Raw genomic sequence first — 23,971 nt, 5'->3', positions numbered from 1 at the left:
GATCCCGGATCGGCCGTCGGCCGTCCGGGATGACGTTCCAGTGGGGAGTTCAGACGCCTATAGGCGTTCAGGCCCCCTCGCCTGTCCCCTTGAGCCGTCGCGCCCCAAACCGGCGCTCGATCTGCTCGGCGCGATCGGGCGGCACGCGCACCGCCAGATGCAGGCGTCCCTCCCCGTCCTCGCGGCGCTCCAGCACTTCGCTGTGCCGGTAGAGCCAGCTCAGATTGCCGCCATCGGCGGCGTCGAGATCGATGGCGAGGCTGACCCGCTCGCGCGAGAGGCGCTGCGAGATGGTGGCAAGCAACGGCTCCATGCCCTCGCCCGTCAGCGCCGATACCGGGATCGGCCGCGCATCGCCCTCGCGGCGCTCGGCGGTGTTGAACAGGCCGGTCCGGCTCTCCTCGTCCAGTCGGTCGATCTTGTTCCAGACCTCGATGACGCGGTGATCGTCCTCGGGGTCGATGTCGAGATCGCTGAGCACGCCCTTGACGTCATGCGCCTGCGCGTCGGCATCCTCATGCGACATGTCCCGCACATGCAGGATCAGATCGGCCTCGATCACCTCTTCCAGCGTGGCGCGGAAGGCCGCGACCAGCTGGGTCGGCAGATCGGAGATGAAGCCGACCGTGTCGGACAGGATGACCTTGTCGCCGGTGGGAAGCTGCACCGCCCGCAAGGTCGGGTCGAGCGTGGCGAAAAGCAGGTCCTGCGCCATGACATCGGCGCGGGTCAGCCGGTTGAACAGGGTCGACTTGCCGGCATTGGTGTAGCCCACCAGCGCCACCACGGGATAAGGCACCTTCTTGCGGCTGGCGCGGTGCAAAGCGCGGGTGCGCTTCACCTGCTCCAGCTCGCGCTCGATCTTGACGATGCGCTCGCCAATGAGCCGGCGGTCGGCCTCGATCTGCGTTTCGCCCGGGCCGCCGAGAAAGCCGAAGCCGCCGCGCTGGCGCTCCAGATGGGTCCAGGAGCGCACCAGCCGGCTGCGCTGGTAGTTCAGATGGGCAAGCTCGACCTGCAGCACGCCTTCCTTGGTGCGGGCACGCTGGCCGAAGATCTCCAGAATGAGAGCGGTGCGGTCGATCACCTTGGCGGCGAACGCCTTTTCAAGGTTGCGCTGCTGCACCGGGCTGAGCGGCGCGTCGACGAAGACCAGCCCCGCCTCCTCCGCCTTCACCAGCTCGGCGAACTCCTCGACCTTGCCGCTGCCGAGATAGGTCGCCGGGCGCACCTGGGACAGGCCAACCAGCGCGCTGCCGACCAGCTTGAGATCGATGGCGAGGACAAGGCCGATCGCCTCGTCGAGCCGCGCCTCGGGCGAGCGGCGCACCCCGCCCTCCCCGCCCCCGCGACGGGTCAGGTGCGGGACGATCACCACCACGCGGGTGGCGTCGCCGGCGGTCTCGTGCTCGACAGGCAGGCCGGCGGCGCGGCCGGCGGACGATGTGCGGGAGGTCTTAAGCTCCAAGATCAGCCCTTCTCGCCGGTCTCGTCCGGCTCGAACAGCTGAACCGGATGGCCGGGCATGATGGTCGAAATGGCGTGCTTGTAGACCAGCTGCGAATGGCCGTCGCGGCGCAGCAGCACGCAGAAATTATCGAACCAGGTGACGACTCCCTGGAGCTTCACGCCATTGACCAGGAAGATGGTGAGCGGCGTCTTGTTCTTGCGGACGTGGTTGAGAAAGGTGTCCTGGAGGTTCTGCGAACGTTCCGCGGCCATGGTTTTTTAATCCGTTTGTTTGTTGTTGCTCGTAGGTCGGCGCGGTCGCCTTCACCTCTGCGCCCCGTCCGGGAGCGGGCGAGCATGAAGACGTGCGCCCCAAACATGGCATAGCATGTCTGGCGCGCAAGATGCTTTCGCCAAGTTGGCGGCGCTTGGCAAGGTCTTTCCTTGCGCGCCCGCATGCCGGGCGGGTGCTGGCCGGGCACAATTTCCCGCTTCAGCGGGCGATCTCGGCAACCCGGTGGAAGTTCTCGCGCAGCGCGCGCGCCACCGGGCCGGGCCGGCCATCGCCGATGTCCCGCCCGTCGATTCGCACCACTGGCGTGGCGAAATTGGTGGCCGAGGTGACGAAGGCCTCGCGCGCGGCCAGCGCTTCCGCCACCGTGAAGGGCCGCTCCTCGACCCGCAATTGCAGCTTTTCCGCCACCTCCAGCATGACGGTGCGGGTGATGCCACGCAGGATGCCACTTTCCGCCGGGCGGGTGACAAGCCGGCCCTCCGGGGTGACGATCCAGGCATTGGTCGAGCCGCCTTCGGTGACATGGCCGGCGGCGTCGACGAACCACGCCTCGCGCGCGCCGGCCTGTTTGGCCGCCTCTTTGGCCAGCACATTGGGCAGCAGGCCGATGGTCTTGATGTCGACCCGCTCCCAGCGATTATCCGGCACGGTGATGACGGCGATCCCCTGCCCCGCCACGGCCTCGCCCTTGGCCGGGTCGATCGCACGGGCCGTCACCACCAGCGAGGGCGGCGTCGCGGCGTCGGGGAAATAATGGTCGCGCCGGGCCACGCCGCGCGTGACCTGCAGATAGACCAGCCCGTCGCGCACCCGGTTGCGGGCGATGGTCTGGCGCAGCACGACGCCGAGCGCGGCGAGCGACATCGGCAGGCGGATGCGAAGCTCGCCCAGCGAGCGCACGAGCCGCGCCATGTGGCGACGCTCATCCACCATGTGGCCGCCGCGCACCTCGCAGACTTCATAGACGCCATCGCCGAACTGGTAGCCGCGATCCTCGACATGCACGCCCGCCTCGGCATGCGGCACATAAGATCCGTTCACATAGGCAATGCGCGACATCTTCCGTCCCCGTGGGCCCGCTTCATTCCGGCTGGAGCCCGTTCAGCCTTTGCGCGAAGAAGTGACCCCAACGCACTGCTGCGAGTTATTAATCTAGCGGCGCCACAGCGCGAAATTGGCCAGACCCAGCACGACCAGAATCTCCAGCCGACCGAGAATCATCGCGAGCGCCAGTATAAGCTGCGCATAGGCCGGCAGCGCGCCCCAATCCGGCCAGTTCACCTGCGGCTGCCAGTTGGCGGCATAGACCGGGCCGACATTGCTCAGCGCCGTCAGCACCGCGACAAACGCCGCCTCGAAGCTCGGCATGGCCGGTGCGAGCGCTACGGTGAGGGCGCCGATCACCGTGCAGGCGACGCCGAACATGATCCAGATCGCCTTCATCATCTGCAGCGTCACATTCTGCTGCCCGAGCCGGCGCGGATGCACGGCACTGGGATGCACCAGCCGCTCCAGCTCGCGCAGACTCTGCAGCACCATCACCCCGGCGCGGTAGATCTTGATGCCGCCCGTGGTGGAGAAGCTGGCGCCGCCGATGAACACCACCGCCAGAACCAGCGTCACCGGCAGGCTGGCAAAGGCCCCGCCATGCGGCTCGATGCCTGTCGTGGTGACGAGGGAGACGGCGGTGAACAGCCCGTCCTCCAGCGCGAAGGGCAGCGAAAGGCTGCCCTCGGGGCTGCGGAAACCGATCGCCGCGGCGGCAATGCCGAGCCCAAGGCAAAGGGCAAAAAGCACAATATTTTCATACTGACCCAGCGCCATGCGAAAGCGTCGTGTGAGCAGCATGCGCTGCCACAATATGCTCGTTCCCCCCACCAGCATGAAGACGATCATCACCGCCTTGACGCCGAGATGGCCATAGCCGGCAATGCCGTCCGCATCGGGCAGCAGGCCGCCGGTGGACAGCGCCGCGCCGGCGAAGCCGAGCGCCTCGAACAGCCGCACGCCAAGCAAGAACAGCACGAAGGTGCACAGGAGTGTGGCGCCGAGATAGACCGGCAGCACCAGCCGCAGCGCGTCGTCCAGCGTGGTCTGCTGGGTCGCCGCCAGCAGGTTGGCGCGGGCGCTGCGGTCTGGCAGGCCGCCCATGCCGGCCGGGCCGAGCACCGCGACAAAGCCGACCAGCGTGAGCAGGCCGCCGGCCCATTGCAGCGTCAGCAGCCAGCCGAGCGTCGCCCGCGGCACATTCTCAAGGTCATGGATCTGCACCGGGCCGGTGGTGGTGAAGGCCGCCACCGCCTCCAGCCAGGCATGCAGCGGCGACAGCGTCGTCGTCGCCGCGATCGGCACGGCGGCGATGATCGGCACGCCGACCCAGAGCACGAGCAGAAGCCCATAGGCCGCCAGCCGGTCGAGCCGGCCGGGACGGTTGCGCACGGCGAGAAACACCGCGCCAGCGCCGAACACGGTCAGCAGCGCCGTCATCAGGAAGACATCGGCGCCGGGCTCGCGGCGGAACAGCGACACCAGCGCCGAAAGCAGCAGGAAGCCAGCCATGACCCCGGCCGTCTGTGCGCTGTGGCGGGCGACCGCGATCATGGGTCTCGGCCTCTCTCAGAAGAACTCAAGGCTGACCCGGAACAGCTGCTCGACCCGCTTCACCTTGTCGGCGAGCGCGAACATCACCACCCGGTCGCGCGCCTGGATCACGGTATCGCCGCGCGGCAGCATCACCCGGCCGCCGCGAATGACGGCGCCGATCCGCATGCCATCGAAGATGTCGAGCTGGCGCAGCGGCTTGCCAACCAGCGGCGAGGTCTCCAGCGCCTCGGCCTCGATCACCTCGCCGGCACCGTTCAGCAGGGAGTGGACCCCGCGAATGCGGCCCTTGCGGACATATTGCAGAATCTTCGACACGGTGATCTGGCGCGGATTCACATAGGCATCGATGCCGAGCCCGCGCGCAAAGGCGGGATAGGCCGGATCGTTCAGCAGCGACAGCATGCGCTTGGCGCCGAGCTCGCGCGACAGCAGGCAGGAGAGGATGTTGACCCGGTCGTCATTGGTGACCGCGATCATCGTATCGGCGTCGCCAACGGCCGCCTCCTCCAGGATCGCGCGGTCGAGCGCGCTGCCGCGCAGCACCACGGTGCGCGTCAGCTGCTGGGCAATTTCCTCTGCGCGGCCAAGGTTTTCCTCGATGATTTTCACCCGCGCCTTCGGGTTGCGCAGCTCCAGCTCGCGGGCGACATAAAGCCCGATATTGCCGCCGCCGCCGATGACGATGCGCTGCGCCGGCGGCTCGTCATGGCCAAAGATCGACAGGGTGCGGCTCACCTGGTCGGTATGGGCGACGAAATAGGCGAGATCGCCGGCCAGCAGCGAATCGGCCGAGCGCGGCACGAAGGTCTTGCCGTTGCGATAGACCGCCACCACGACGGCGCGCAGATCCGGGAACAGATCGGTCAGCTGGCGCAGCGGCGTGTCGAGGACCGGGCAATCCTCCTGGCAGCGCACGCCCACCACCACGACATTGCTGTCGTTGAAACTCACCGTGTCCACCGCCCCGGGCAGCGACAGGCGCCGCAGCACCATCTCGCCCACTTCGAGCTCCGGCGAGATCACCACGTCGATCGGCAGGTGGTCGCGCGAGAACAGGTTGCGCCAGTGGCCCTGGAGATAGCTCTGCGCCCGCACCCGGGCGATCTTGGTCGGCACGTCGAACAGCGCGTGGCCGACCTGGCAGGCGATCATGTTCACTTCGTCATGCAGGGTGACGGCGATCAGCATGTCCGCCGCCTCCAGCCCCGCCCGGGCCAGCACATCCGGATGCGAGCCGTGGCCGACGAAGCCGCGCACGTCGAGCGTGTCGGTCACGGCCTGGATCAGGCGCGGCGAGGTGTCGATGATCGAGACGTCGTTCTGCTCCGCGGCCAGACGCTCGGCAATGCCGAACCCCACCTGCCCCGCCCCGCAAATGACGACCTTCATGGCGACCCCGCTGGTATCGGAAGGTGCCGCCTGCGGCGCCCCCCGGCTCTCATCTCGCGAGTCACTCTATAGCAGGTTCGCACGCGCCCGGAGACGTCCGCGCGGCCGGGCCGCACATCTTCCTTGAAGTTCGCCGGACGCTCAGCCGATGCCGAGCGCCTTCAGCTTGCGGTGCAGCGCCGAGCGCTCCATGCCGACGAACTCGGCAGTGCGCGAGATGTTGCCGCCGAAGCGGCTGATCTGCGCCACGAGATATTCCCGCTCGAACACTTCGCGCGCCTCGCGCAGCGGCAGGCCCATCAGGTGCTCGCCGCCCGCCCCGCTCGGCAGGCTGGGCACCAGCGCGCCGACATCGGGGGGCAGCATGTCCGCCGTGACAGGCGCGTCGGCATCGCCCGAGGCGAGGATGAGCAGGCGCTCGATATTGTTGCGCAGCTGGCGGACATTGCCCGGCCAGTCATGCGATTGCAGCACGGCGAGGGCGTCATCGGCGACACGCCGGCGCGGCAGGCCGGTGGACTGGGAGATCTGGTCGAGGAAGAACTCCACCAGTTCCGGCACGTCCTCGCGCCGCTCGGCCAGAGGCGGCACGCGCACCGGCACGACGCCAAGGCGGTGATAGAGGTCCTCGCGGAAACGCCCGTCGGCAATCTCCTTTTCCAGATTGCGCGCGGTGGACGAGATGATGCGGACATCGACCGAGACGCGGGTGGCGCCGCCCACCCGCAGGAAGTTCTGGTCGACCAGAACCCGCAGGATGCGGTTCTGGGTCTCGCGCGGCATGTCGGCGATCTCGTCGATGAACAGCGTGCCGCCATGCGCCTCTTCCAGCGCGCCGACCTGGCGGCCCTGCCCTTCCCCGATCTCGACGCCGAAAAGCTCGACCTCCATGCGCTCGGGGGTGATGGCGGCGGCGTTGATGACCACGAAGGGGCCATTGGCCCGCTGCGAGGCCGAGTGGATCATCCGGGCGGTCAGTTCCTTGCCGGAACCGGAGGGGCCGACGATCATGATCCGGCTGTTGGTCGGCGCCACGCGCTCGATGCCCTGGCGCAGCTGGTTCATCACCGAGGACTTGCCGACCAGCAGCTGCGTCACCGCGGTGCGCTGCTTGAGGTCGCGCACCTCGCGCTTGAGCCGCAGCGTTTCCAGCGCGCGATCGGCGACGAGGATCAGGCGGTCAGAATTGAACGGCTTCTCGATGAAGTCGTAGGCGCCCTGCTTGATCGCCGCCACCGCCGTCTCGATGGTGCCATGGCCGGAGATCATCACCACGGGCACGTCCGGATGGTTCTTCTTGATCCGTTCGAGCAGCTGAAGCCCGTCCAGCTTCGAGCGTTCCAGCCAGATGTCGAGGAAGACCAGATGCGGGCGGCGCGCCTCGATGGCGGCCAGCGCCTCGTCGCTGTCCTTGGCGGTGCGGGCGCCATAGCCCTCATCTTCCAGAATGCCCGCGACCAGCCCGCGAATATCGGCTTCGTCGTCGACGATCAGGATGTCCGTCGCCATAAGTCAGTTCTCCTTCAGCCGACCAGCCGGGCAGTCGAGGCCCCGCCGTTGCCTTTTCCGTCATTGGCGGCCGTTGGGCCGCCATCGCGCGCGAAACGCAGGCGAACCCACGCGCCACGCCCATGGGGGGCATCGTCGAGCTCGATGCCGCCGCCATGTTCTTCCATGATCTTTCCGACGATCGCGAGGCCGAGCCCGGTGCCCTTCTCGCGCGTCGTCACATAAGGCTCGAGCAGCCGCGCCCGGTTCTCGGTCGGCAGGCCCTTGCCATTGTCGATGACGTCGATCGTCACCATCCGCTCATTGGCATGCACCGCCACCTGGATGCGCGGCGGGTCGGTGCGTTCTTCCGGCGGCACCGCTGCCAGCGCCTCGGTGGCGTTCTTGATGATGTTGGTCAGTGCCTGCGACATGAGCCGGCGGTCGAAGCGGGCGATGACCGGTTGCTCCGGCAAGTCGAGGTCGAGCGTGATGTCGGGATTACCGACCCGCATGAGGAAGACCACCTGCCGCGCCGTCTCGCCAATATCCTGCGCCTCGGCGACGGGCTTGGGCATGCGGGCGAAGGAGGAGAACTCGTCCACCATGCGGCCGATGTCGCCGACCTGGCGGATGATGGTTTCGGTGCACTGGTCGAACACCTCGCGGTCCTCGCCGATCACCTTGCCGTAGCGCCGGCGCAGCCGCTCGGCGGAGAGCTGGATCGGGGTGAGCGGGTTCTTGATCTCATGGGCGATGCGCCGGGCGACGTCGGCCCAGGCGGAGCTGCGCTGCGCCACCACCAGCTCGGTGATGTCGTCGAGCGTGACCACCCAGCCATGCTCGGCCTCGCGCGACTGCTCGGTGGTGACGCGCACCGCGATCACCCGGTCGCGGCCATTGCGGGTCAGCGTGGCATTGGCCTGCACGCTGCGCTCGCCCGCCTGCATCGCCTGGGCCAGCAGGGAGGCGACTTCCGGCACCACCGCACCGAATTCACTGCCGAGCACATCCGCTTCCACCACGCCGAGCAGCTTTTCCGCCGGGCGGTTGATGATCGAGATGCGCCCCTGCGGATCGAGGCCGATGACGCCGGCGCCGACGCCCGAGAGCACCGCCTCGGTGAAGCGGCGGCGGGTGTCGATCTGGTCGCGGGCCTGGACGAGGTCGTCGCGCTGGGTGCGCAGTTCCTGCGTCATCTTGTTGAAGGTCTCGGCCAGGCTCGACAGATCGCCCTCGGTGCGGCGCACCGGCACCTCGACATAGAGATTGCCGGCGGCGACGAGATCGGCGGCGCCGATCAGGCGGCGAATCGGCGCCACCAGACGGTTGGCGAAATTGATGCCGAGCCACACGGCGCAGAGCAGCACGGTGAGCGAAATTACCGCATAGAGCACCGCGAACGCCACCTGCACGCCCACGCGCTGCTGTTCGAGGTTGCGGTAGTCGACGACAGCGGCCTGCGTCTCCTTGAGATAATCGATCACCCGCGGATCGACCGAGCGCGCGACATAGAGATAGAGGTCGCCGAAATCCTTCAGCGGGATGACCGCGCCGACATAATCGGCGTCGTTCGGCAGATAGATCAGCGGCTGCTCTTCGGTCGCGTCCTTCAGCGCCAGATTGGCCGGCACCACGAATTCGCGGCCGACGCGGATGGTGGCGCGGTCGACGACCTGGAGGTCCTTGTCGATGATCATGGCGGCGGGCAGGCCGCGCACCACCGCCTGCGCGGTCAGTGCCTGGCGGAAGCGGCTGCGGTCCTGGTCCCAGAGCTGGCGGATGCGCTGGAGGTCGCGCGACATGCCCAGCACGTCGCCGCGAATGGAATAGGCATGCTCGCGCACATAGGTCTGCGCGACCGACACCGCATTGTCGACGATGGCGCGGGTGCGGACCGAGAACCAGCGGTCGAGCCCCTTGTCGAGGGTGATGCTGGCCAGGATCGCTACCAGCAGCGCCGGCACCACCGCCACCACGCCGAACAGGCCGACGACACGCACATGCAGCCGCGCCGCCGCCCGGCCGCGCTTGCGCGCCTTGACGATGCGCCACACCTCGCGGCCGATGATGCCGAGCAGCACCAGCGACATAAGCCCGTTGAGGCACAGGACGACGATGATCACATCCTGCGACGGCACCAGCGGGGTGATGCCGATGAGGATGATGAAGCTGGCCAGCGCGATGAGCAGCGCCAGCAGCACCGCCAGCGGCGCCAGGCCCCAGAGCGAGAATCGGAATCCCATCCCGCCGAGGTCGAGCGCTTCCTGCCTGTTGGTTCCGCCGGTCGAAGCGTCGCTCATCCATCACCATGTTGGCGGCGGGAATCAGCCCGCCCTACTGATGCAGTGATACGACACTGGTGCAAAAATGTGACATTGGCGAGCCGCCCCCGCCTTAATTCGCGAGGGCGTAAGGCGCTCACCGACTGGTGCGGATTATTTGGATGTCGAGATCCCGGATTTTTTTGCGCAGCGTGTTGCGGTTGAGGCCCAGCAATTCGGCCGCCTTGATCTGGTTGCCGCGCGTCGCCGCCAGCGCGGCGGAGAGCAGCGGATACTCCACATCCTTCAGGATGCGGTGATAGAGGCCGGGCGGGGGCAGGTTCTCGCCGAAGCCGCCGAAATAGGCATTGAGATGGCGCTCCACCGAGGCGGAGAGCGTCTCGTCCTGGCCGTTTTCCTCCGGCGTCGGCGGCGAGATCGGCGTCGACAGCTCGGCCTCGATGATCGAGCCGGTGATGACTTCCTGCGGGTAGAGCGCGGCGAGACGGCGGATCAGGTTTTCCAGCTCGCGCACATTGCCCGGCCAGCGGTAGCGCTTGAGCCGGTCGAGCGCGGCGGCGTCGATCTGCTTGCGCGGCAGCCCCTCGCGCTCGGCCTGCAGGAAGAAGTGGCGGGCGAGGTCCGGCACGTCCTCCGCCCGCTCGCGCAGCGGCGGAAGGCGCAGCGGCACGACGTTGAGGCGGAAGAACAAATCCTCCCGGAACAGACCCTGCTGGATGAGGATGCGCAGATCCTTGTTGGTGGCGGCGACGATCCGCACATCGGTCTTGATCGCGGTGCGCCCGCCAACCGTGGTGTATTCGCCCTGCTGCAGCACGCGCAGCAGCCGGGTCTGCGCTTCCATCGGCATGTCGCCGATTTCGTCGAGAAACAGCGTGCCGCTTTCCGCCTGCTCGAAGCGGCCGGCCGAGCGCGCATTCGCGCCGGTGAAGGCCCCCTTTTCATGGCCGAACAGTTCGGATTCGATCAGGTCGCGCGGAATCGCCGCCATGTTGATGGCAACGAAGGGCCCGTTGCGGCGCTTGCCATAGTCGTGCAGCGCCCGCGCCACCAGTTCCTTGCCGGTGCCGCTCTCGCCGGCGATCATCACCGTGAGGTCGGTCTGCATCAGCCGCGCCAGCACGCGGTAAATGTCCTGCATCGCCGGCGAGCGGCCGACCAGCGGGATGTTGTCGGCATCCTCGCCCAGACCTTTGAGCGCGTTCTCCGGCTTCTTCGGCTCGGACAAGGCGCGGCCGACGATGGAGATCAGCTCCTTAAGATCGAAGGGCTTGGGCAGATATTCATAGGCGCCCTTCTCCGAGGCGCGGATCGCCGTCATGAAGGTGTTCTGCGCGCTCATGACGATGACCGGCAGGTCCGGGCGCACCTTCTTGATGCGCGGCAGCAGGTCGAAGGCGTTCTCATCCGGCATCACCACATCGGTGATGACGAGGTCGCCATCGCCCTGGCTGACCCAGCGCCACAGCGTCGCCGCGTTGCCGCAGGAGCGCACCTCATAGCCCGCCCGCGACAGCGCCTGATTGAGCACGGTGCGGATGGCAGCGTCGTCATCGGCAACCAGGATACTTCCCGTCGGCATGGCGGTTCTCAACTCTTCTCGTCACCGCGACTGGCGCGGTACATGGGCATGAGGACACGGAAGGTGGTGCGGCGGGGCTGGCTGTCGCATTCGATGATGCCGCCATGGTCCCCGACGATCTTGGCCACCAGCGCCAGGCCGAGGCCCGTGCCGGTCGGCTTGGTGGTGACGAAAGGATCGAACAGATGCGGCATCAGGTCTTCCGGCACGCCGGGGCCGTTGTCCCGCACGCAGAACTCCAGCGGCAGGCTGACCCGCGCCGGGGCGCCGGGCATCATCAACCGCACGCCGGGGCGGAAGGCGGTGGTGAGCTGAATCTCGCCGTCGGGCGAATCGCCAATGGCTTCGGCGGCGTTCTTCACCAGATTGAGGAACACCTGCACCAGTTGGTCCCTATTGGCCAGCACCGGCGGCAGCGAGGGATCGTACTCCTCGACGAAGCGGATGGTACGGGCGAATCCGGTGCTGGCCAGCGTGCGGACATGCTCCAGCACCGCGTGGATGTTGACCGGCTCGCGCTCGATCGGCCGCTCGTCGGAGAACACCTCCATGCGGTCGACCAGCTTGACGATGCGGTCGGCCTCGTCGGTGATCAGCCGGGTCAGCGAGCGGTCGTCGTCGCTGGCGGACAATTCGAGCAGCTGCGCCGCGCCGCGAATGCCGGACAGCGGGTTCTTGATCTCATGCGCCAGCATGGAGGCCAGCGCCGTCACCGAGCGGGCGGCGCCGCGATGGGTGAGCTGGCGGTCCATCTTGTCGGCGATGGTGCGCTCCTGCAGCATGATGACGACATGGCCCGCCACTTCCGACAGCGGCGCGACATGGATGTCGACAATGCGCTCGCCACCATTGCGCGGCGTGCCGAGATCGACCCGGTACTCATTCACCGCCGCGCCGCGCGAGCGCACCTGCTCCACCAGCGACAGGATCGGGCTGCCGAAGGGCACGAATTCCTGCAGGCGATGACGCACCAGAACCGCCAGCGAGGCCTCGAAGAACGCCTCCGCCGCCACATTGGCGTCGATCAGGCGATTATCTTCCGCCACCGTGATGACTGGATGCGGCAGCGCATTCACGACGGCCTCCGCAGTCGCGCTGCCCGCGCGCGGGCCAGGCCGTTGCGAGGAAACCGAACTCATGCAGCTTCTCTCCATCCAATGTCGTCATAGGCGTCGCGGATTCCGGTGACGACGCGCGCCGGATCCTCAAGGGTAAGAAGCTGCCGGCGCCAGGAGGCGGCGACATCAGGCGAGCGGCCGGCGCTCGCTGTGGCGCTGGCCAGCGACCAGCCGATATGCTTGCGGGCGCAGCGCATGCCGAGCTCGCGCCCGTAATGGCCCAGCCAGCCCTCATAGAGCTCGATCAGCACGTCGCGCTGCTCGGCGAGCGGCGGATCGGCCGGCGCCCGGCCGGTGCGCAGGAAGCTGGCGACCTGGCCGGGAAACCAGGGCCGCCCCTGCGCGCCACGGCCGATCATCACCCCATCGGCGCCGGACGCGGTGAGCATCGCGGTCGCGTCCTCGATCGCCACCAGATCGCCATTGGCGAGCACGGGGATGGAGACCGCGTCCTTGACCGCGCGGATCGCCGTCCAGTCGGCGCGGCCGGTGTAGAACTGGCAGCGCGTGCGCCCGTGAATGGTGATCATCCGCACGCCGATCGCCTCGGCCCGCCGGGCGAGCTCCGGTGCCACCGTGGCGGCGCCGTCCCAGCCGAGCCGTGTCTTCAGCGTCACCGGCACGCTCACCGCCCCCACCACCGCCGCGATGAGGCGAGTGGCGAGGTCGAGGTCGCGCAGCAGCGCCGAGCCGGCCAGACCGGTGGTCACTCGTTTCGCCGGACAGCCCATATTGATGTCGATCAGCGCCGCGCCGGCGGCTTCCGCGAGGCGGGCGGCGCGGGCCAGCGATTCGGGCTCATTACCGGCGAGCTGGACGGCATGCAGCGCCACCCCTGCCCCTTCCGCCCGCAGCACGGTTTCCTCATGCCCGGTCTCGAAGGCACCGGCGGCGACCATTTCCGACACCGCCAGCGACGCGCCATAGCGCAAGGCCATGCGCCGCATCGGCGCATCGGTGATGCCCGCCATCGGCGCGAGCACGACCGCCCCCGGCACCGCCACGGTGCCGATCTGCAGATTGCCGACGGGAGAAAAACAAAGGGTCAAGCGGCGATCACTCGATGCACATTAAATAAGCCCGACCAGCGGTGCCTAGATAATAGCCATGCCGAGCGCGTCATCAACCCATGCGAAGGGCTTAAGTCAAATCTTTTGCAAATATGTGCCGCTTTTGCGCTAAACGAGCCGGCAGGGCAAGTCTGAGCTGCTGAAGCGGCAGTCAGCGGAAGGGCGGATGCGTTAGGCAATGCGGACCGACGTGATCGTGGTGGCGGCAGGCAATGGCCTGCGAGCGGGCGAGGGATTGCCCAAGCAATACCGTCCGCTGGGCGGGGTGCCGGTGCTGCGCCACACGCTGAACGGCTTTCGCGGCCAGGCAGGCATCCGCCACGTGCTGCCGGTGATTTCGCCCGAACATGCCGCCCTCTGCGCCGAGGCGCTGGCGGGTTTCGACGGCGTGCTCCCGCCCGTGGCAGGCGGCGCGACGCGGCAGGCCTCGGTGCGCGCCGGGCTGGAAGCGCTGGCGCAGGACCCGCCCGATCTGGTGCTGATCCACGATGCGGCGCGGCCCTTCGTCTCGCCACGGCTGGTGGCGCAGGCCATAGCTACGGCCGCGACGGCGGGCGCCGCCGTGCCGGCGCTGGCGCTGGTCGACACGCTGAAGGCGGTGGCCGCGCCCGGCTTCCTCGCCACCGGCCCCGACCGCAACGCCGTCCGCAGCGTCCAGACGCCGCAGGCCTTCCGCTACGACCTCATCCTGGCGGCGCACCGCGCGCAGGCGGGCGCCGATGACCTGACCGACGACGCGGCGGTGGCCGAGGCCGCCGGGCACGCCGTCGCCTCCTTCCCCGGCGACCCCGCCAATTTCAAGCTCACCACGCCGGAGGATTTCGTGACCGCCGAACGCCGCCTGCTGGCCGAGCTTGCCGATGTCCGCACCGCCACCGGCTTCGACGTGCACGCCTTCGGGCCGGGCGACCATGTGGTGCTCGGCGGGCTGCGCATCCCGCATGATTTCGGCCTTGCCGGCCACTCCGATGCCGACGTCGTGCTGCACGCCCTGACCGATGCCCTGCTCGGCACCATTGGCGCCGGCGATATCGGCCATCATTTCCCGCCCTCCGACCCGCAATGGAAGGGCGCCGCCTCCGACCAGTTCCTCGCCCATGCCGCCGCCCTGGTGCGCGACGCCGGCGGCCGCATCGCCCATCTCGACGCCACTGTCATCTGCGAGGCGCCGAAGATCGGCCCGCACCGCGAGGCGATGCGCGAGATGATCGCCGCCATCGTCGACATCGCGGTCGCCCGCGTCAGCGTGAAGGCGACGACCAGCGAACGGCTGGGCTTTACCGGCCGGCGCGAGGGCATCGCCGCGCTGGCGGCGGCGACCGTCCGCCTGCCCTGGATCGACTGAAAGGAACGGTCATGGATGAAGCGCAGCGAGCCATCGAATTGGAGGCGATCCGGGTGCTCGATCTGTGCCGGGCGCGCGGGCTAACGGTTTCCACCGCCGAATCCTGCACCGGCGGCCTGGTCGCCGGCGCGCTGACCGAGATCGCCGGCTCCTCCGACGTGGTCGACCGTGGCTTCGTCACCTATTCCAACGCCGCCAAGCAGGAGATGCTGGGCGTCTCGGCGGCGACGCTGGCGGCCCATGGCGCGGTGAGCGAGGAGACGGCGCGCGAAATGGTCGCCGGCCTGCTGCGGGCGGCAAAAACCTCGCTCGGCGTCTCCATAACAGGCATTGCCGGCCCCGGCGGCGGCTCGGCCGAAAAGCCGGTGGGGCTGGTGCATTTCGCCGCCGGCACCGCGACCGGCAAGGTGATCACCCGCCGCGAAGTGTTCGCCGGCCAGGACCGCGCCGGCGTGCGGCGGCTGGCCGTCCTCACCGCACTGGCCATGCTGGCGGAACTGGCGGGCGGGCACGCGCCCTAGCCGGCGACGGCGCGCCGGCCATAGACCTCGTCGGCGCGTTCCTCGAAGGCCTGGGCGAAGCGGCGGAAAGCGGCGTCGAACATCGCCCCCATCAGCAGACCCAGCGTGCGCGAGCGGAATTCATAGGAGATGAAGAACTCGACGTCGCAGCCGCCCTCGGCCAGCGGGCGGAAGGTCCAGCGGTTCTCCAGCCGGCTGAACGGCCCGTCGAGATATTCCACCACGATGGAGAGCCGCGGCCGGTCGAGCGTCACCCGGCTGGAGAAGCTCTCCCGGAACATCTTGTAGGCGACGCTCATGTCGGCGACGAGGATATCGACCCCCTCGCCGCTCGCCACCCGGCGGCGCACATGCAGGCTCTCGCACAGCGGCACGAACTCCGGGTAGCGCTCCACATCCGCCACCAGCTCGAACATGTCGGTGGCGGAGTGGCGCACGCGCCGCTTATTGGTGAAGGACGGCATGGTCAGGCAGGAACCGCCGCCGCCACGGACGGAACGAGCGTGACCTTGCTCGCCCGCGCCGCCCGCAGCCGGGCGAAATCCTCGCCGGCATGGTGGGAGGAGCGGGTCAGCGGGCTCGACGAGACCATGAGGAAGCCCTTGGCATAGGCCACCGTCTCATAGGACTTGAAGTCCTCCGGCGTCACGAAGGCCATGACAGGGTGGTGCTTGCGGGTCGGCTGGAGGTACTGGCCGATGGTCATGAAGTCGATCTCGGCCGAGCGCAGATCGTCCATCAGCTGCAGCACCTCGTGCCGCACCTCGCCGAGGCCGACCATGATGCCGGACTTGGTGAAGATGGTCGGGTCCAGCTCCTTCACCCGCTGAAGCAAGCGCAGCGAATGGAAGTAGCGGGCGCCCGGCCGCACCTTGAGATAGAGCGAGGGCACGCATTCCAGATTGTGGTTGAACACGTCCGGCCGCGCCGCCACCACCACTTCCAGCGCCCCATCCTTGCGCAGGAAATCGGGGGTGAGGATCTCAATGGTGGTCTTCGGGCTGGTGGCGCGGATGGCGGCGATGGTGCGGGCGAAATGCGCGGCGCCGCCATCGTCGAGGTCGTCGCGGTCGACCGAAGTGACGACCACATGCTCAAGCCCCAGCTTGGCTACCGCGTCCGCCACCTTCTGCGGCTCGTCGCGGTCCAGCGGGCCGGGCATGCCGGTGCGGACATTGCAGAAGGCACAGGCGCGGGTGCAGGTGTCGCCCATGATCATGAAGGTGGCGTGCTTCTTCTGCCAGCACTCGCCGATATTGGGGCAGCTCGCCTCCTCGCACACGGTGACGAGGCCGTTGGCGCGCACAATGTCCGCCGTCTCCTGCCAGCCGGGCGTGCCGGGGGCACGGACGCGGATCCAGTCCGGCTTCTTCAGAACAGGCGTTTCCGCCCGCTTCGCCTTTTCCGGGTGGCGGGGCTTCTCGAGAGCGCGGTTGAGAGTGTTGAGAACGACGACCATTGGTGTTCCGCTGGCTGCATTCGAGACACGCGGCACAGGCCGCCTGTCCCACAGTTAAGCCTCACGGCCGACGGGCGAAAGGGGGGACGCGCAGGCATCCGCCCTGTGCCACTTGCATGGCGGGGGCGAAGGGGGCGTCTACCGCCCGCGAATCTTCCGCCACAGGAACAGCACGATGATGGCGCCGACCGTGGCGGCGATCAGGGTGCGGAAGAAGCCGAAGACCGGGATCGCCGCCATCTCGGCCAGATACTTGCCGAGAAAGGCGCCGATCAGGCCGAACAGAAGGTTGGCAAAGAGCCCGTGATCACTGTCCGTCACCTTCTCGGCGATGTAGCCGGCGAGAAGGCCGATGATGATCATGGTGAACCAGCCGACGCCCGGCTGGTTCAGGGCCGCATAAGTATCCGCTTCCATGGCAGGCTCCCGCCGCCGGGCGTAGCGCCCGGACTACATATGAATCGCGCGCCCATAGGCGCTGAGCACGCTTTCATGCATCGTTTCAGAAACCGTCGGGTGCGGGAAGACCGCGTTGATCAGCTCTTCCTCGGTGGTTTCCAGATTCATCGCCAGCACGAAGCCCTGGATGAGTTCGGTGACTTCCGCGCCGACCAGATGCGCGCCGAGCAGGCGGCCGGTCTTGGCGTCGAAAATGGTCTTCACCAGCCCGTCCGGCTCGCCCAGCGCCACCGCCTTGCCATTGCCGATGAACGGGAAGCGGCCGACCTTGAGCTCGAAGCCAGCTTCCTTCGCCTTCGCCTCGGTGAGGCCAACCGAGGCGATCTGCGGCATGCAATAGGTGCAGCCGGGGATCATCAGCTTGTCCATCGCATGGGCATGCTTGCCGGCGATCGCCTCGGCGGCGATCACGCCCTCATGCTCGGCCTTGTGCGCCAGCATGGGCGGGCCGGCGACATCGCCGATCGCCCAGACGCCGGGCACATTGGTGCGGCACAGGCCATCGACCACCACGCAGCCGCGGTCGGTCTTCACGCCGAGCGCCTCAAGCCCGAGATTCTCGATATTGCCGACGACACCGACGGCGGAGATGAGCCGGTCGGCGGTCAGCGTCTGCACCTTGCCGTCGGACGTCTCGACCGTGGCGGTGACGTTGTCCGCGCCCTTCACCACCTTCGACACCTTGGCGCCGGTGAGGATCTTGATGCCCTGCTTCTCGAAGCGCTTGCGGGCATGCCCGGCGATCTCGGCATCCTCGACGGGCAGGATCTGCGGCAACAGCTCGACGATGGTCACATCCGAGCCCATCGTCTTGTAGAAGGTCGCAAATTCGACGCCGATGGCGCCCGAGCCCATGATCAGCAGCGATTTCGGCACGCTGGCCGGGGCGAGCGCCTCGAAATAGGTCCAGATAAGCTTCTTGTCCGGCTCGATGCCCGGCAGCGCGCGCGGGCGGGCGCCAGTGGCGATGACGATGTTCTTGGCGGTGTAGTCGCCGGGGGTGAGCGCGCCCTTCGGCGCCGGCTCGGCGACCGGCGCGACCGTGACCTTGCCGGGGGCGGTGAGGCTCGCCTGCCCCCAGATCACGTCGACCTTGTTCTTCTTCAACAGGAAGCCGACGCCATTGCTCATCTGCGCCGCGATGCCGCGCGAGCGCTTCACCACGCCCGCAATGTCGACGCCGAACTTCTCCGCGACGAGGCCGTAGTCCTTGGCATGCTCGATATAGTGGAAGATCTCGGCCGAGCGCAGCAGCGCCTTGGCCGGGATGCAGCCCCAGTTCGGGCAGATGCCGCCAATATGGGTGCGCTCGATGACGCCGACCTTGAGGCCGAGCTGGGCGGCGCGGATGGCGCCGACATAGCCGCCGGGGCCGGAGCCGATGAAGAGGACGTCGTAATTGTTCGCCATGTGAATTCTTCCGTCATGCCAGGGCCGGCCTGGGGAATGCCCGGCGCGCCTTGCGAAAGACGTGGATGGCCGGGACAAGCCCGGCCATGACGAGGATCAGACCAGCATCGACATCGGCTTTTCGATGATCTGCTTGAAGGCGCCGATGAGCTGCGCGCCCATGGCACCGTCCATCACCCGGTGGTCGCAGGAGATGGTGACGGTCATGACCGTGGCCACCGCCAGCTCGCCCTTCTTCACCACGGCCCGCTGCTCGCTGGCACCCACCGCGAGGATGGTGGCGTGCGGCGGGTTGATGATGGCGGTGAAATCCTTGATCCCGAACATGCCGAGATTGGAAATCGCCGAGGAGCCGCCCTGATACTCGGCCGGCGCCAGCTTCTTGTTGCGGGCGCGGGTGGCAAGCTCGCGGGTCTCGTTGGAGATCGCCGACAGGGTCTTGGTCTCGGCCTTGCGGATGATCGGGGTCAACAGGCCCTTGCCGCCGTCGATCGCCACCGCGACGCCGATATCGGAGTGCTTCAGCTTGAGGTAGCGGTCGCCGCCCCACACCTGGTTGGCGTCCGGCACCTGCTGGAAGGCAAGCGCATAGGCCTTGATGATGAAATCGTTGACCGAGAGCTTGTAGGCGGCCTTGCCGTCCTTCTCGGGGGCGGCCTTGTTCAGCTCCTCGCGAAGCTTGAGCAGCGCGTCGACGTCGCAATCGACGGTGAGGTAGAAGGTCGGCACCGTCTGGCGCGCCTCCGCCATGCGCTGGGCGATGACGCGGCGCATGCCGTCGAGCGGGATTTCCTCATAGGTGCCGGGCTCGTAATAGGCCTTCACCTGTTCGAGAAGCGCGCTGTTCGACACCGGCGCGGCAGCCGGAGCGGCGGCAGCGGGCGCCGGCTTGGCAGCGGCCGGGGCGGCGGCCTTGGCGGCGCCACCGGCCGGGGCAGCCTCGACATCGGCCGCAACCACGCGGCCATGCGGGCCGGAACCCTTCACGCCCGAGAGATCGACGCCCTTTTCCTTGGCGAGGCGACGGGCGAGCGGCGAGGCGAAGACCCGCTCGCCGGATGCGGCGGCTGGCGCGGACGCGGCCGGCGCAGCGGCAGCAGGAACGGACTCGGCCTTGGGAGCTTCGGCCTTGGCAGGCTCCGCCGGAGCGGCCTCCGCCTTCGGCGCCTCCTTCGGCGCCTCCGCCTTGGCAGGAGCGGCGCCGCCGCCGGCGGCAACCGCCTGTACGTCCTCGCCCTCGGTGGCGAGCACGGCGATGAGCTGGTTCACCGGCACGTCGGCGGTGCCCTCAGGCACCAGAATCTTCGCCAGCGTGCCCTCGTCGATGGCCTCGACTTCCATCGTGGCCTTGTCGGTCTCGATTTCGGCAATGACGTCGCCGGGGGCGACCTTGTCGCCCTCCTTCTTCAGCCATTTCGCCAGATTGCCCTTCTCCATGGTGGGAGACAGGGCCGGCATCAGGATTTCGACGGGCATGGCGCTTCTCCGACCTCAGCGATAGGTGACGGCGCGGGCAGCGTCGATGACGTCCTGCACCGACGGCAAGGCCAGCTTTTCCAGATTTGCGGCGTAGGGCATGGGAACATCCTTGCCGGTCACGCGCAGCACCGGGGCGTCGAGATAGTCGAACGCCTTCTCCATCAGCTGGGCGACGATCTCCGAACCGACGCCGGACTGGTGCCAGCCCTCCTCGACCGTCACGCAGCGCCCGGTCTTCTTAACCGAGGCGACGATGGTCTCGACATCCATCGGGCGGATGGTGCGCAGGTCGATCACCTCGGCCTCGATGCCGAGCTTGGAGAGTTCCTCGGCCGCCTTCAGCGCGTAGTTCATGCCGATGGACCACGCCACCAGCGTCACGTCCTTGCCCGGGCGGGCGATCTTCGCCTTGCCGATCGGCACGGTGAAGTCGTCGAGCTTCGGCACCGGCGAGGAGTGGCCGTACAGGATCTCGTTCTCAAGGAAGATGATCGGGTTGGGATCGCGGATCGCCGACTTCAGCAGGCCCTTGGCATCGGCCGCCGTATAGGGCGCCACCACCTTGAGGCCGGGAATGTGGCTGTACCAGGAGGTGTAGTCCTGGCTGTGCTGGGCGGCGACGCGGGCGGCGGCGCCGTTGGGGCCACGGAACACGATGGAACAGGTGATCTGCCCGCCGGACATATACAGGGTCTTGGCGGCGGAGTTGATGATCTGGTCGATCGCCTGCATGGCGAAGTTGAAGGTCATGAACTCGACAATGGGCTTCAGCCCGGCCATGGCGGCGCCGACGCCGACGCCGGCGAAGCCGTGCTCGGTGATCGGCGTGTCGATGACCCGGCGGGCGCCGAATTCCTGCAGCAGCCCCTGGGTGATCTTGTAGGCGCCCTGATATTCGGCGACTTCCTCGCCCATGACGAAGACATCGCCGTCGCGGCGCATCTCCTCGGCCATGGCGTCGCGCAGCGCCTCGCGCATGGTCTGGCTGACGAATTCCGTGCCTTCGGGAACGTCCGGCTCGGGCACCGTCTCGGGCTGGGGCGGGGCGGCGACGGCGGAATTGACCACGGCCGGCGTTGCCGGCGCGGAGGCCGCCACCGGCGAGGGCTCCAGCGGCGCGGCCGCGACCGGCGGCGCCGATTCGGCCGCCTGCGGGCTGGGCGCGCTGACCGCGCTCGCGTCCTCGCCCTCGGCGAGGATGACGGCGATCGGGGTGTTCACCGTGACGTCCTGCGTGCCCTCGGGCACCAGGATCTTGCCGAGGGTGCCCTCGTCAATGGCCTCGACTTCCATCGTGGCCTTGTCGGTCTCGATCTCGGCGATGACGTCGCCGGACCGGACCTGGTCGCCCTCTTTCTTGAGCCACTTGGCGAGGTTTCCCTTCTCCATGGTGGGAGACAGGGCCGGCATCAGAACTTCGGTCGGCATGGCGGCGTTCCCCAAAGAAACGTGCGTCTAAGATCGCGCGTCACGGCGTCGGTGCCGGAAGCACGAACGTCAGATTGCTGTAGACGGCCATCGAGGCGATGGCGACGAGGAGGGCGGCGAAGAAGCCGACCAGCATCTTGTTGAGCCGGGTGGCCTCGGCAGGCGCGGCGCCCGGCACCAGCCGGGTGCCGAACGGCCACAGCAGGGCGAGCAAATAGCGCAGACCGCTTGCCTTGGTGGCACGCAGGATGCCGAGGGCGATCCGGGTCGCGAGGACCCAGATGACCGCCGCCGCAGAGGCGCCGGCGACGATCGCGACCCAGAAGAATTCGACCAGCATCAGCCCGCGCTCAGCGCAGGATGTCGGTGTAGAGCTCGGACGGATCCGGCTCCGGGTCGGCACTGGCGAAATCGGCGGCCGCGTTCATCTGGTCGCGCAGCTCGGCGTCGATCGCCTTCAGCTCTTCCTCGGTGGCCCACTTCTTTTCCAGCAGGCGGTTGCGCACCTGCTCGATCGGGTCATGCTCGGTCCGCATCTTCTGCACCTCCTCCTTCGACCGGTACTTGGCCGGATCGGACATGGAGTGGCCGCGATAGCGGTAGGTGAGCATTTCGAGGATGTAGGGGCCCTTGCCGGAGCGGGCGAATTCGACGGCGCGCTCGCCGGCCGCCTTCACCGCCCGCACATCCATGCCGTCGACCTGTTCGCCGGGAATGTTGAAGGAGGAGCCGCGCTTGGAAAAATCGGTCTGGGCGGAGGCGCGGTTCACCGCGGTGCCCATGGCGTATTTGTTGTTCTCGATGATGTAGACGACCGGCAGCTTCCAGAGCTCCGCCATGTTGAAGCTCTCATAGACCTGCCCCTGATTGGCGGCGCCGTCGCCGAAATAGGCCAGGGTGACACTGCCATTGTCACGGTAGTGGTTGGCGAAGGCGAGGCCGGTGCCGAGCGAGACCTGGGCGCCGACGATGCCATGGCCACCGAAAAAGCCCTTCTCGGTGCTGAACATGTGCATCGAGCCGCCCTTGCCCTTGGAATAGCCGCCGCGCCGGCCGGTCAGCTCGGCCATGACGCCCTTCGGGTCCATGCCGCAGGCCAGCATGTGGCCGTGGTCGCGATAGCCGGTGATGACCTGGTCGCCTTGCTTGAGGGCGGCCTGCATGCCGACGACGACCGCTTCCTGGCCGATATAGAGATGACAGAAGCCACCGATCAGGCCCATGCCGTAGAGCTGGCCGGCCTTCTCTTCGAAGCGGCGGATTTCCAGCATCCGGCGATAGGCTTCGAGTTCCTCGGCCTTGGTGAATTCGGGAACCGCCGCCATCTTGTCCGAACGCCGGGCCGGACTCTTGGCCGCGGCCCGTGCCGGCGCTTTCGCGGTGGGGGCTCTTCCGACGGCCGATTTATTGGCGGCGGCTACCATGGCGCATCCTCAGCTCGGGGACAAAGTCGGCACGTTAATAACGCACCTTTCCCCTCCGCGCTACGCGCTGGACGCAATGCTGCGACGCACAACATGTTGCCGGCGCAATGGTTTCCGGCGATCAACTCGATTTCAGTTCAAATCTCTATTTAACTCAAATCGAGTTAAGCTTCTGGAATAGCGTGGTTTCCCACCGGAACCCGTCTGGCATGCCACAGATTCGCTCGTCCGATGAATTTTCGTTCAATTGGCTTGCGGGCCGCCCGGGACCCTGAGCAGCACCAGATCCTTGGGGTGGACGAGGTTCAACAGGACGCGCGCCTGCTCGTCGAGCATGTCGGCATCGACGAGGTCGGGCGACATGAGCCCCACCTTGGCCTGCAGCGCCTTGCGCTGGGCCTGCAGCTTGTCCCGCTCCTGCGTCAGCTCGGCGTGCTGCTGCTCGAAGGTGCGGCGGGCCAGAAGGCCATATTGGCCATTATAGCCCTGGAAGGCGAAATAGCCGACCAGCGCCGCCGCCCCGAGATGCAGGGTGACGGTCTGGAAGAAGGAGCGCCAGCGCGTGCGAATGATCATGGGCACGCAGCCTAGAGCGGGCCGGTTGAGGCGCGGTTAACGCTAACGCCAACATCCCCTTTCCTGCCGCAGCGCACACACAATCGGGCGACCGGAACAGCGGACCGGCAAAGGTAGCGCGATGTCGCGAATGTGAGGGCGGCGAGCGGCCAAAGCTTCCGCCCAGCGTATGATTGTGGACATTCCCCGCCCCCAGCCGGTGCTATCGTCTTGCACTGAAGCCGGCGTGGCTCGTTGCCACGCTCTGAACCGGAGCAGCTTCCCCGGTGGTTCCGGCGCCCGGCCGGACACACGGAGGCCGACGCATGAACAGAAACATCGAGGAACGCGCCCGCGCCCTCTGCGCCGTCGATGCGCGCATGGCCGCCGTGCCCAATTCGCAGATTCCCGCGCTGGTGGAGCGGCTCTGGCCGATCGCCGCGCTGGAGATCAGCGGCGGCCTGATGGAGCCCGACTCGCCGCAGGTCACGGACCTGCCGCAACTGGCGGCGGAATATGAGCGCCTGAAGCGCTGAAGCGCTGACGCGCCCCTCCCCGCCACCGCCCCCCGGAAGGGGCCATGAAAAAGCCCCCGTCGCGATGACGGGGGC

Annotated in this window: 22 protein-coding genes; 3 read left to right on the top strand and 19 right to left on the bottom strand. The window is 67.6% G+C overall.

Going from position 1 to position 23,971, the window contains the following annotated elements; translation table 11 throughout:
- Positions 1-67: 67 nt before the first annotated feature.
- The 10 genes from hflX to dusB all read right to left on the bottom strand — a co-directional run bounded on the left by hflX (position 68) and on the right by dusB (position 13,259).
- Entirely contained in the window at positions 68-1,474 is a 1,407-nt protein-coding gene (gene hflX / locus J2S76_RS01980; RefSeq protein WP_307057720.1) for a GTPase HflX, read from the bottom strand.
- Entirely contained in the window at positions 1,471-1,722 is a 252-nt protein-coding gene (gene hfq, locus J2S76_RS01975; protein WP_013166585.1) for an RNA chaperone Hfq, read from the bottom strand. The genes hflX and hfq overlap by 4 nt, the downstream gene beginning before the upstream one ends.
- A gap of 220 nt (positions 1,723-1,942) precedes the next feature.
- Entirely contained in the window at positions 1,943-2,803 is an 861-nt protein-coding gene (locus J2S76_RS01970) for a D-amino-acid transaminase (RefSeq protein WP_307057014.1), read from the bottom strand.
- A gap of 93 nt (positions 2,804-2,896) precedes the next feature.
- Positions 2,897-4,345 (bottom strand): TrkH family potassium uptake protein, encoded by a 1,449-nt coding sequence (locus J2S76_RS01965; RefSeq protein ID WP_307057012.1) that lies wholly within the window; start codon positions 4,343-4,345, stop codon positions 2,897-2,899.
- Positions 4,346-4,360: 15 nt separating this feature from the next.
- Positions 4,361-5,737 (bottom strand): Trk system potassium transporter TrkA, encoded by a 1,377-nt coding sequence (trkA, locus tag J2S76_RS01960; RefSeq protein WP_307057010.1) that lies wholly within the window; start codon positions 5,735-5,737, stop codon positions 4,361-4,363.
- 141 nt (positions 5,738-5,878) lie between these two features.
- Positions 5,879-7,246 (bottom strand): nitrogen assimilation response regulator NtrX, encoded by a 1,368-nt coding sequence (ntrX, locus tag J2S76_RS01955; protein ID WP_307057008.1) that lies wholly within the window; start codon positions 7,244-7,246, stop codon positions 5,879-5,881.
- Between the two features lie 14 nt (positions 7,247-7,260).
- Complete coding sequence (locus J2S76_RS01950) at positions 7,261-9,528, bottom strand: sensor histidine kinase NtrY-like (RefSeq protein WP_307057006.1); 2,268 nt, start codon at positions 9,526-9,528, stop codon at positions 7,261-7,263.
- A gap of 118 nt (positions 9,529-9,646) precedes the next feature.
- Positions 9,647-11,092: a nitrogen regulation protein NR(I) gene (ntrC, locus tag J2S76_RS01945; RefSeq protein ID WP_018391142.1), complete on the bottom strand. Its 1,446-nt coding sequence runs from the start codon at positions 11,090-11,092 to the stop codon at positions 9,647-9,649.
- A gap of 8 nt (positions 11,093-11,100) precedes the next feature.
- Positions 11,101-12,231 carry a two-component system sensor histidine kinase NtrB gene (locus J2S76_RS01940; protein WP_307057004.1) on the bottom strand — a complete coding sequence of 377 codons (1,131 nt, stop codon included), beginning with the start codon at positions 12,229-12,231 and terminating at the stop codon, positions 11,101-11,103.
- Positions 12,228-13,259 carry a tRNA dihydrouridine synthase DusB gene (gene dusB, locus J2S76_RS01935; protein ID WP_307057002.1) on the bottom strand — a complete coding sequence of 344 codons (1,032 nt, stop codon included), beginning with the start codon at positions 13,257-13,259 and terminating at the stop codon, positions 12,228-12,230. The genes J2S76_RS01940 and dusB overlap by 4 nt, the downstream gene beginning before the upstream one ends.
- A 199-nt stretch (positions 13,260-13,458) precedes the next feature.
- On the opposite strand from dusB, the gene J2S76_RS01930 reads away from it, so the two are divergent.
- Together J2S76_RS01930 and J2S76_RS01925 are read left to right on the top strand one after the other, a co-directional pair.
- Complete coding sequence (locus J2S76_RS01930; RefSeq protein WP_307057000.1) at positions 13,459-14,625, top strand: bifunctional 2-C-methyl-D-erythritol 4-phosphate cytidylyltransferase/2-C-methyl-D-erythritol 2,4-cyclodiphosphate synthase; 1,167 nt, start codon at positions 13,459-13,461, stop codon at positions 14,623-14,625.
- An 11-nt stretch (positions 14,626-14,636) separates the two neighbouring features.
- Positions 14,637-15,146: a CinA family protein gene (locus J2S76_RS01925; protein WP_307056998.1), complete on the top strand. Its 510-nt coding sequence runs from the start codon at positions 14,637-14,639 to the stop codon at positions 15,144-15,146.
- Here the strand turns inward: J2S76_RS01925 and J2S76_RS01920 are convergent.
- The 9 genes from J2S76_RS01920 to J2S76_RS01880 form a co-directional block, all read right to left on the bottom strand.
- Positions 15,143-15,610, bottom strand: coding sequence for a type II toxin-antitoxin system RatA family toxin (locus J2S76_RS01920; RefSeq protein WP_307056996.1), 468 nt, complete (start codon positions 15,608-15,610; stop codon positions 15,143-15,145). The genes J2S76_RS01925 and J2S76_RS01920 overlap by 4 nt on opposite strands.
- Before the next feature lie 2 nt (positions 15,611-15,612).
- Positions 15,613-16,605: a lipoyl synthase gene (gene lipA / locus J2S76_RS01915; protein ID WP_307056994.1), complete on the bottom strand. Its 993-nt coding sequence runs from the start codon at positions 16,603-16,605 to the stop codon at positions 15,613-15,615.
- Between the two features lie 138 nt (positions 16,606-16,743).
- Positions 16,744-17,022 (bottom strand): GlsB/YeaQ/YmgE family stress response membrane protein, encoded by a 279-nt coding sequence (locus J2S76_RS01910; protein ID WP_018391149.1) that lies wholly within the window; start codon positions 17,020-17,022, stop codon positions 16,744-16,746.
- A 33-nt stretch (positions 17,023-17,055) separates the two neighbouring features.
- Complete coding sequence (gene lpdA / locus J2S76_RS01905) at positions 17,056-18,474, bottom strand: dihydrolipoyl dehydrogenase (RefSeq protein ID WP_307056991.1); 1,419 nt, start codon at positions 18,472-18,474, stop codon at positions 17,056-17,058.
- Positions 18,475-18,570: 96 nt separating this feature from the next.
- The gene (locus J2S76_RS01900; protein ID WP_307056989.1) at positions 18,571-19,950 is read right to left on the bottom strand and encodes a pyruvate dehydrogenase complex dihydrolipoamide acetyltransferase; all 1,380 of its coding nucleotides are present in this window, start codon (positions 19,948-19,950) and stop codon (positions 18,571-18,573) included.
- A 15-nt stretch (positions 19,951-19,965) separates the two neighbouring features.
- Complete coding sequence (locus J2S76_RS01895) at positions 19,966-21,381, bottom strand: pyruvate dehydrogenase complex E1 component subunit beta (protein WP_307056987.1); 1,416 nt, start codon at positions 21,379-21,381, stop codon at positions 19,966-19,968.
- A 40-nt stretch (positions 21,382-21,421) separates the two neighbouring features.
- Complete coding sequence (locus J2S76_RS01890) at positions 21,422-21,721, bottom strand: hypothetical protein (protein WP_307056985.1); 300 nt, start codon at positions 21,719-21,721, stop codon at positions 21,422-21,424.
- Positions 21,722-21,731: 10 nt separating this feature from the next.
- Positions 21,732-22,706 (bottom strand): pyruvate dehydrogenase (acetyl-transferring) E1 component subunit alpha, encoded by a 975-nt coding sequence (pdhA, locus tag J2S76_RS01885; protein ID WP_018391155.1) that lies wholly within the window; start codon positions 22,704-22,706, stop codon positions 21,732-21,734.
- A 342-nt stretch (positions 22,707-23,048) separates the two neighbouring features.
- The gene (locus tag J2S76_RS01880; protein ID WP_307056983.1) at positions 23,049-23,381 is read right to left on the bottom strand and encodes an FtsB family cell division protein; all 333 of its coding nucleotides are present in this window, start codon (positions 23,379-23,381) and stop codon (positions 23,049-23,051) included.
- A gap of 305 nt (positions 23,382-23,686) precedes the next feature.
- Here J2S76_RS01880 and J2S76_RS01875 point away from each other — a divergent pair, with 305 nt between their 5' ends.
- Complete coding sequence (locus tag J2S76_RS01875; RefSeq protein WP_307056982.1) at positions 23,687-23,896, top strand: hypothetical protein; 210 nt, start codon at positions 23,687-23,689, stop codon at positions 23,894-23,896.
- Positions 23,897-23,971: the final 75 nt, after the last annotated feature.

Origin of the sequence: Ancylobacter vacuolatus (assembly GCF_030813595.1) — a bacterium.
In the GTDB taxonomy this organism is placed as follows: Bacteria; Pseudomonadota; Alphaproteobacteria; order Rhizobiales; family Xanthobacteraceae; genus Ancylobacter; species Ancylobacter vacuolatus.
This window is presented reverse-complemented; position numbering and strand designations above follow the sequence as displayed.

Bases quoted from the DNA above. Each gene is read 5' to 3' on its own strand.
- hfq (WP_013166585.1), bottom strand. From the start codon at position 1,722: ATGGCCGCGGAACGTTCGCAGAACCTCCAGGACACCTTTCTCAACCAC.
- J2S76_RS01970 (WP_307057014.1), bottom strand. From the start codon at position 2,803: ATGTCGCGCATTGCCTATGTGAACGGATCTTATGTGCCGCATGCCGAG.
- J2S76_RS01965 (WP_307057012.1), bottom strand. From the start codon at position 4,345: ATGATCGCGGTCGCCCGCCACAGCGCACAGACGGCCGGGGTCATGGCT.
- trkA (WP_307057010.1), bottom strand. From the start codon at position 5,737: ATGAAGGTCGTCATTTGCGGGGCGGGGCAGGTGGGGTTCGGCATTGCC.
- ntrX (WP_307057008.1), bottom strand. From the start codon at position 7,246: ATGGCGACGGACATCCTGATCGTCGACGACGAAGCCGATATTCGCGGG.
- J2S76_RS01950 (WP_307057006.1), bottom strand. From the start codon at position 9,528: ATGAGCGACGCTTCGACCGGCGGAACCAACAGGCAGGAAGCGCTCGAC.
- ntrC (WP_018391142.1), bottom strand. From the start codon at position 11,092: ATGCCGACGGGAAGTATCCTGGTTGCCGATGACGACGCTGCCATCCGC.
- J2S76_RS01940 (WP_307057004.1), bottom strand. From the start codon at position 12,231: ATGAGTTCGGTTTCCTCGCAACGGCCTGGCCCGCGCGCGGGCAGCGCG.
- J2S76_RS01930 (WP_307057000.1), top strand. From the start codon at position 13,459: ATGCGGACCGACGTGATCGTGGTGGCGGCAGGCAATGGCCTGCGAGCG.
- J2S76_RS01925 (WP_307056998.1), top strand. From the start codon at position 14,637: ATGGATGAAGCGCAGCGAGCCATCGAATTGGAGGCGATCCGGGTGCTC.
- J2S76_RS01920 (WP_307056996.1), bottom strand. From the start codon at position 15,610: ATGCCGTCCTTCACCAATAAGCGGCGCGTGCGCCACTCCGCCACCGAC.
- lipA (WP_307056994.1), bottom strand. From the start codon at position 16,605: ATGGTCGTCGTTCTCAACACTCTCAACCGCGCTCTCGAGAAGCCCCGC.
- J2S76_RS01910 (WP_018391149.1), bottom strand. From the start codon at position 17,022: ATGGAAGCGGATACTTATGCGGCCCTGAACCAGCCGGGCGTCGGCTGG.
- lpdA (WP_307056991.1), bottom strand. From the start codon at position 18,474: ATGGCGAACAATTACGACGTCCTCTTCATCGGCTCCGGCCCCGGCGGC.
- J2S76_RS01900 (WP_307056989.1), bottom strand. From the start codon at position 19,950: ATGCCCGTCGAAATCCTGATGCCGGCCCTGTCTCCCACCATGGAGAAG.
- J2S76_RS01895 (WP_307056987.1), bottom strand. From the start codon at position 21,381: ATGCCGACCGAAGTTCTGATGCCGGCCCTGTCTCCCACCATGGAGAAG.
- J2S76_RS01890 (WP_307056985.1), bottom strand. From the start codon at position 21,721: ATGCTGGTCGAATTCTTCTGGGTCGCGATCGTCGCCGGCGCCTCTGCG.
- pdhA (WP_018391155.1), bottom strand. From the start codon at position 22,706: ATGGCGGCGGTTCCCGAATTCACCAAGGCCGAGGAACTCGAAGCCTAT.
- J2S76_RS01880 (WP_307056983.1), bottom strand. From the start codon at position 23,381: ATGATCATTCGCACGCGCTGGCGCTCCTTCTTCCAGACCGTCACCCTG.
- J2S76_RS01875 (WP_307056982.1), top strand. From the start codon at position 23,687: ATGAACAGAAACATCGAGGAACGCGCCCGCGCCCTCTGCGCCGTCGAT.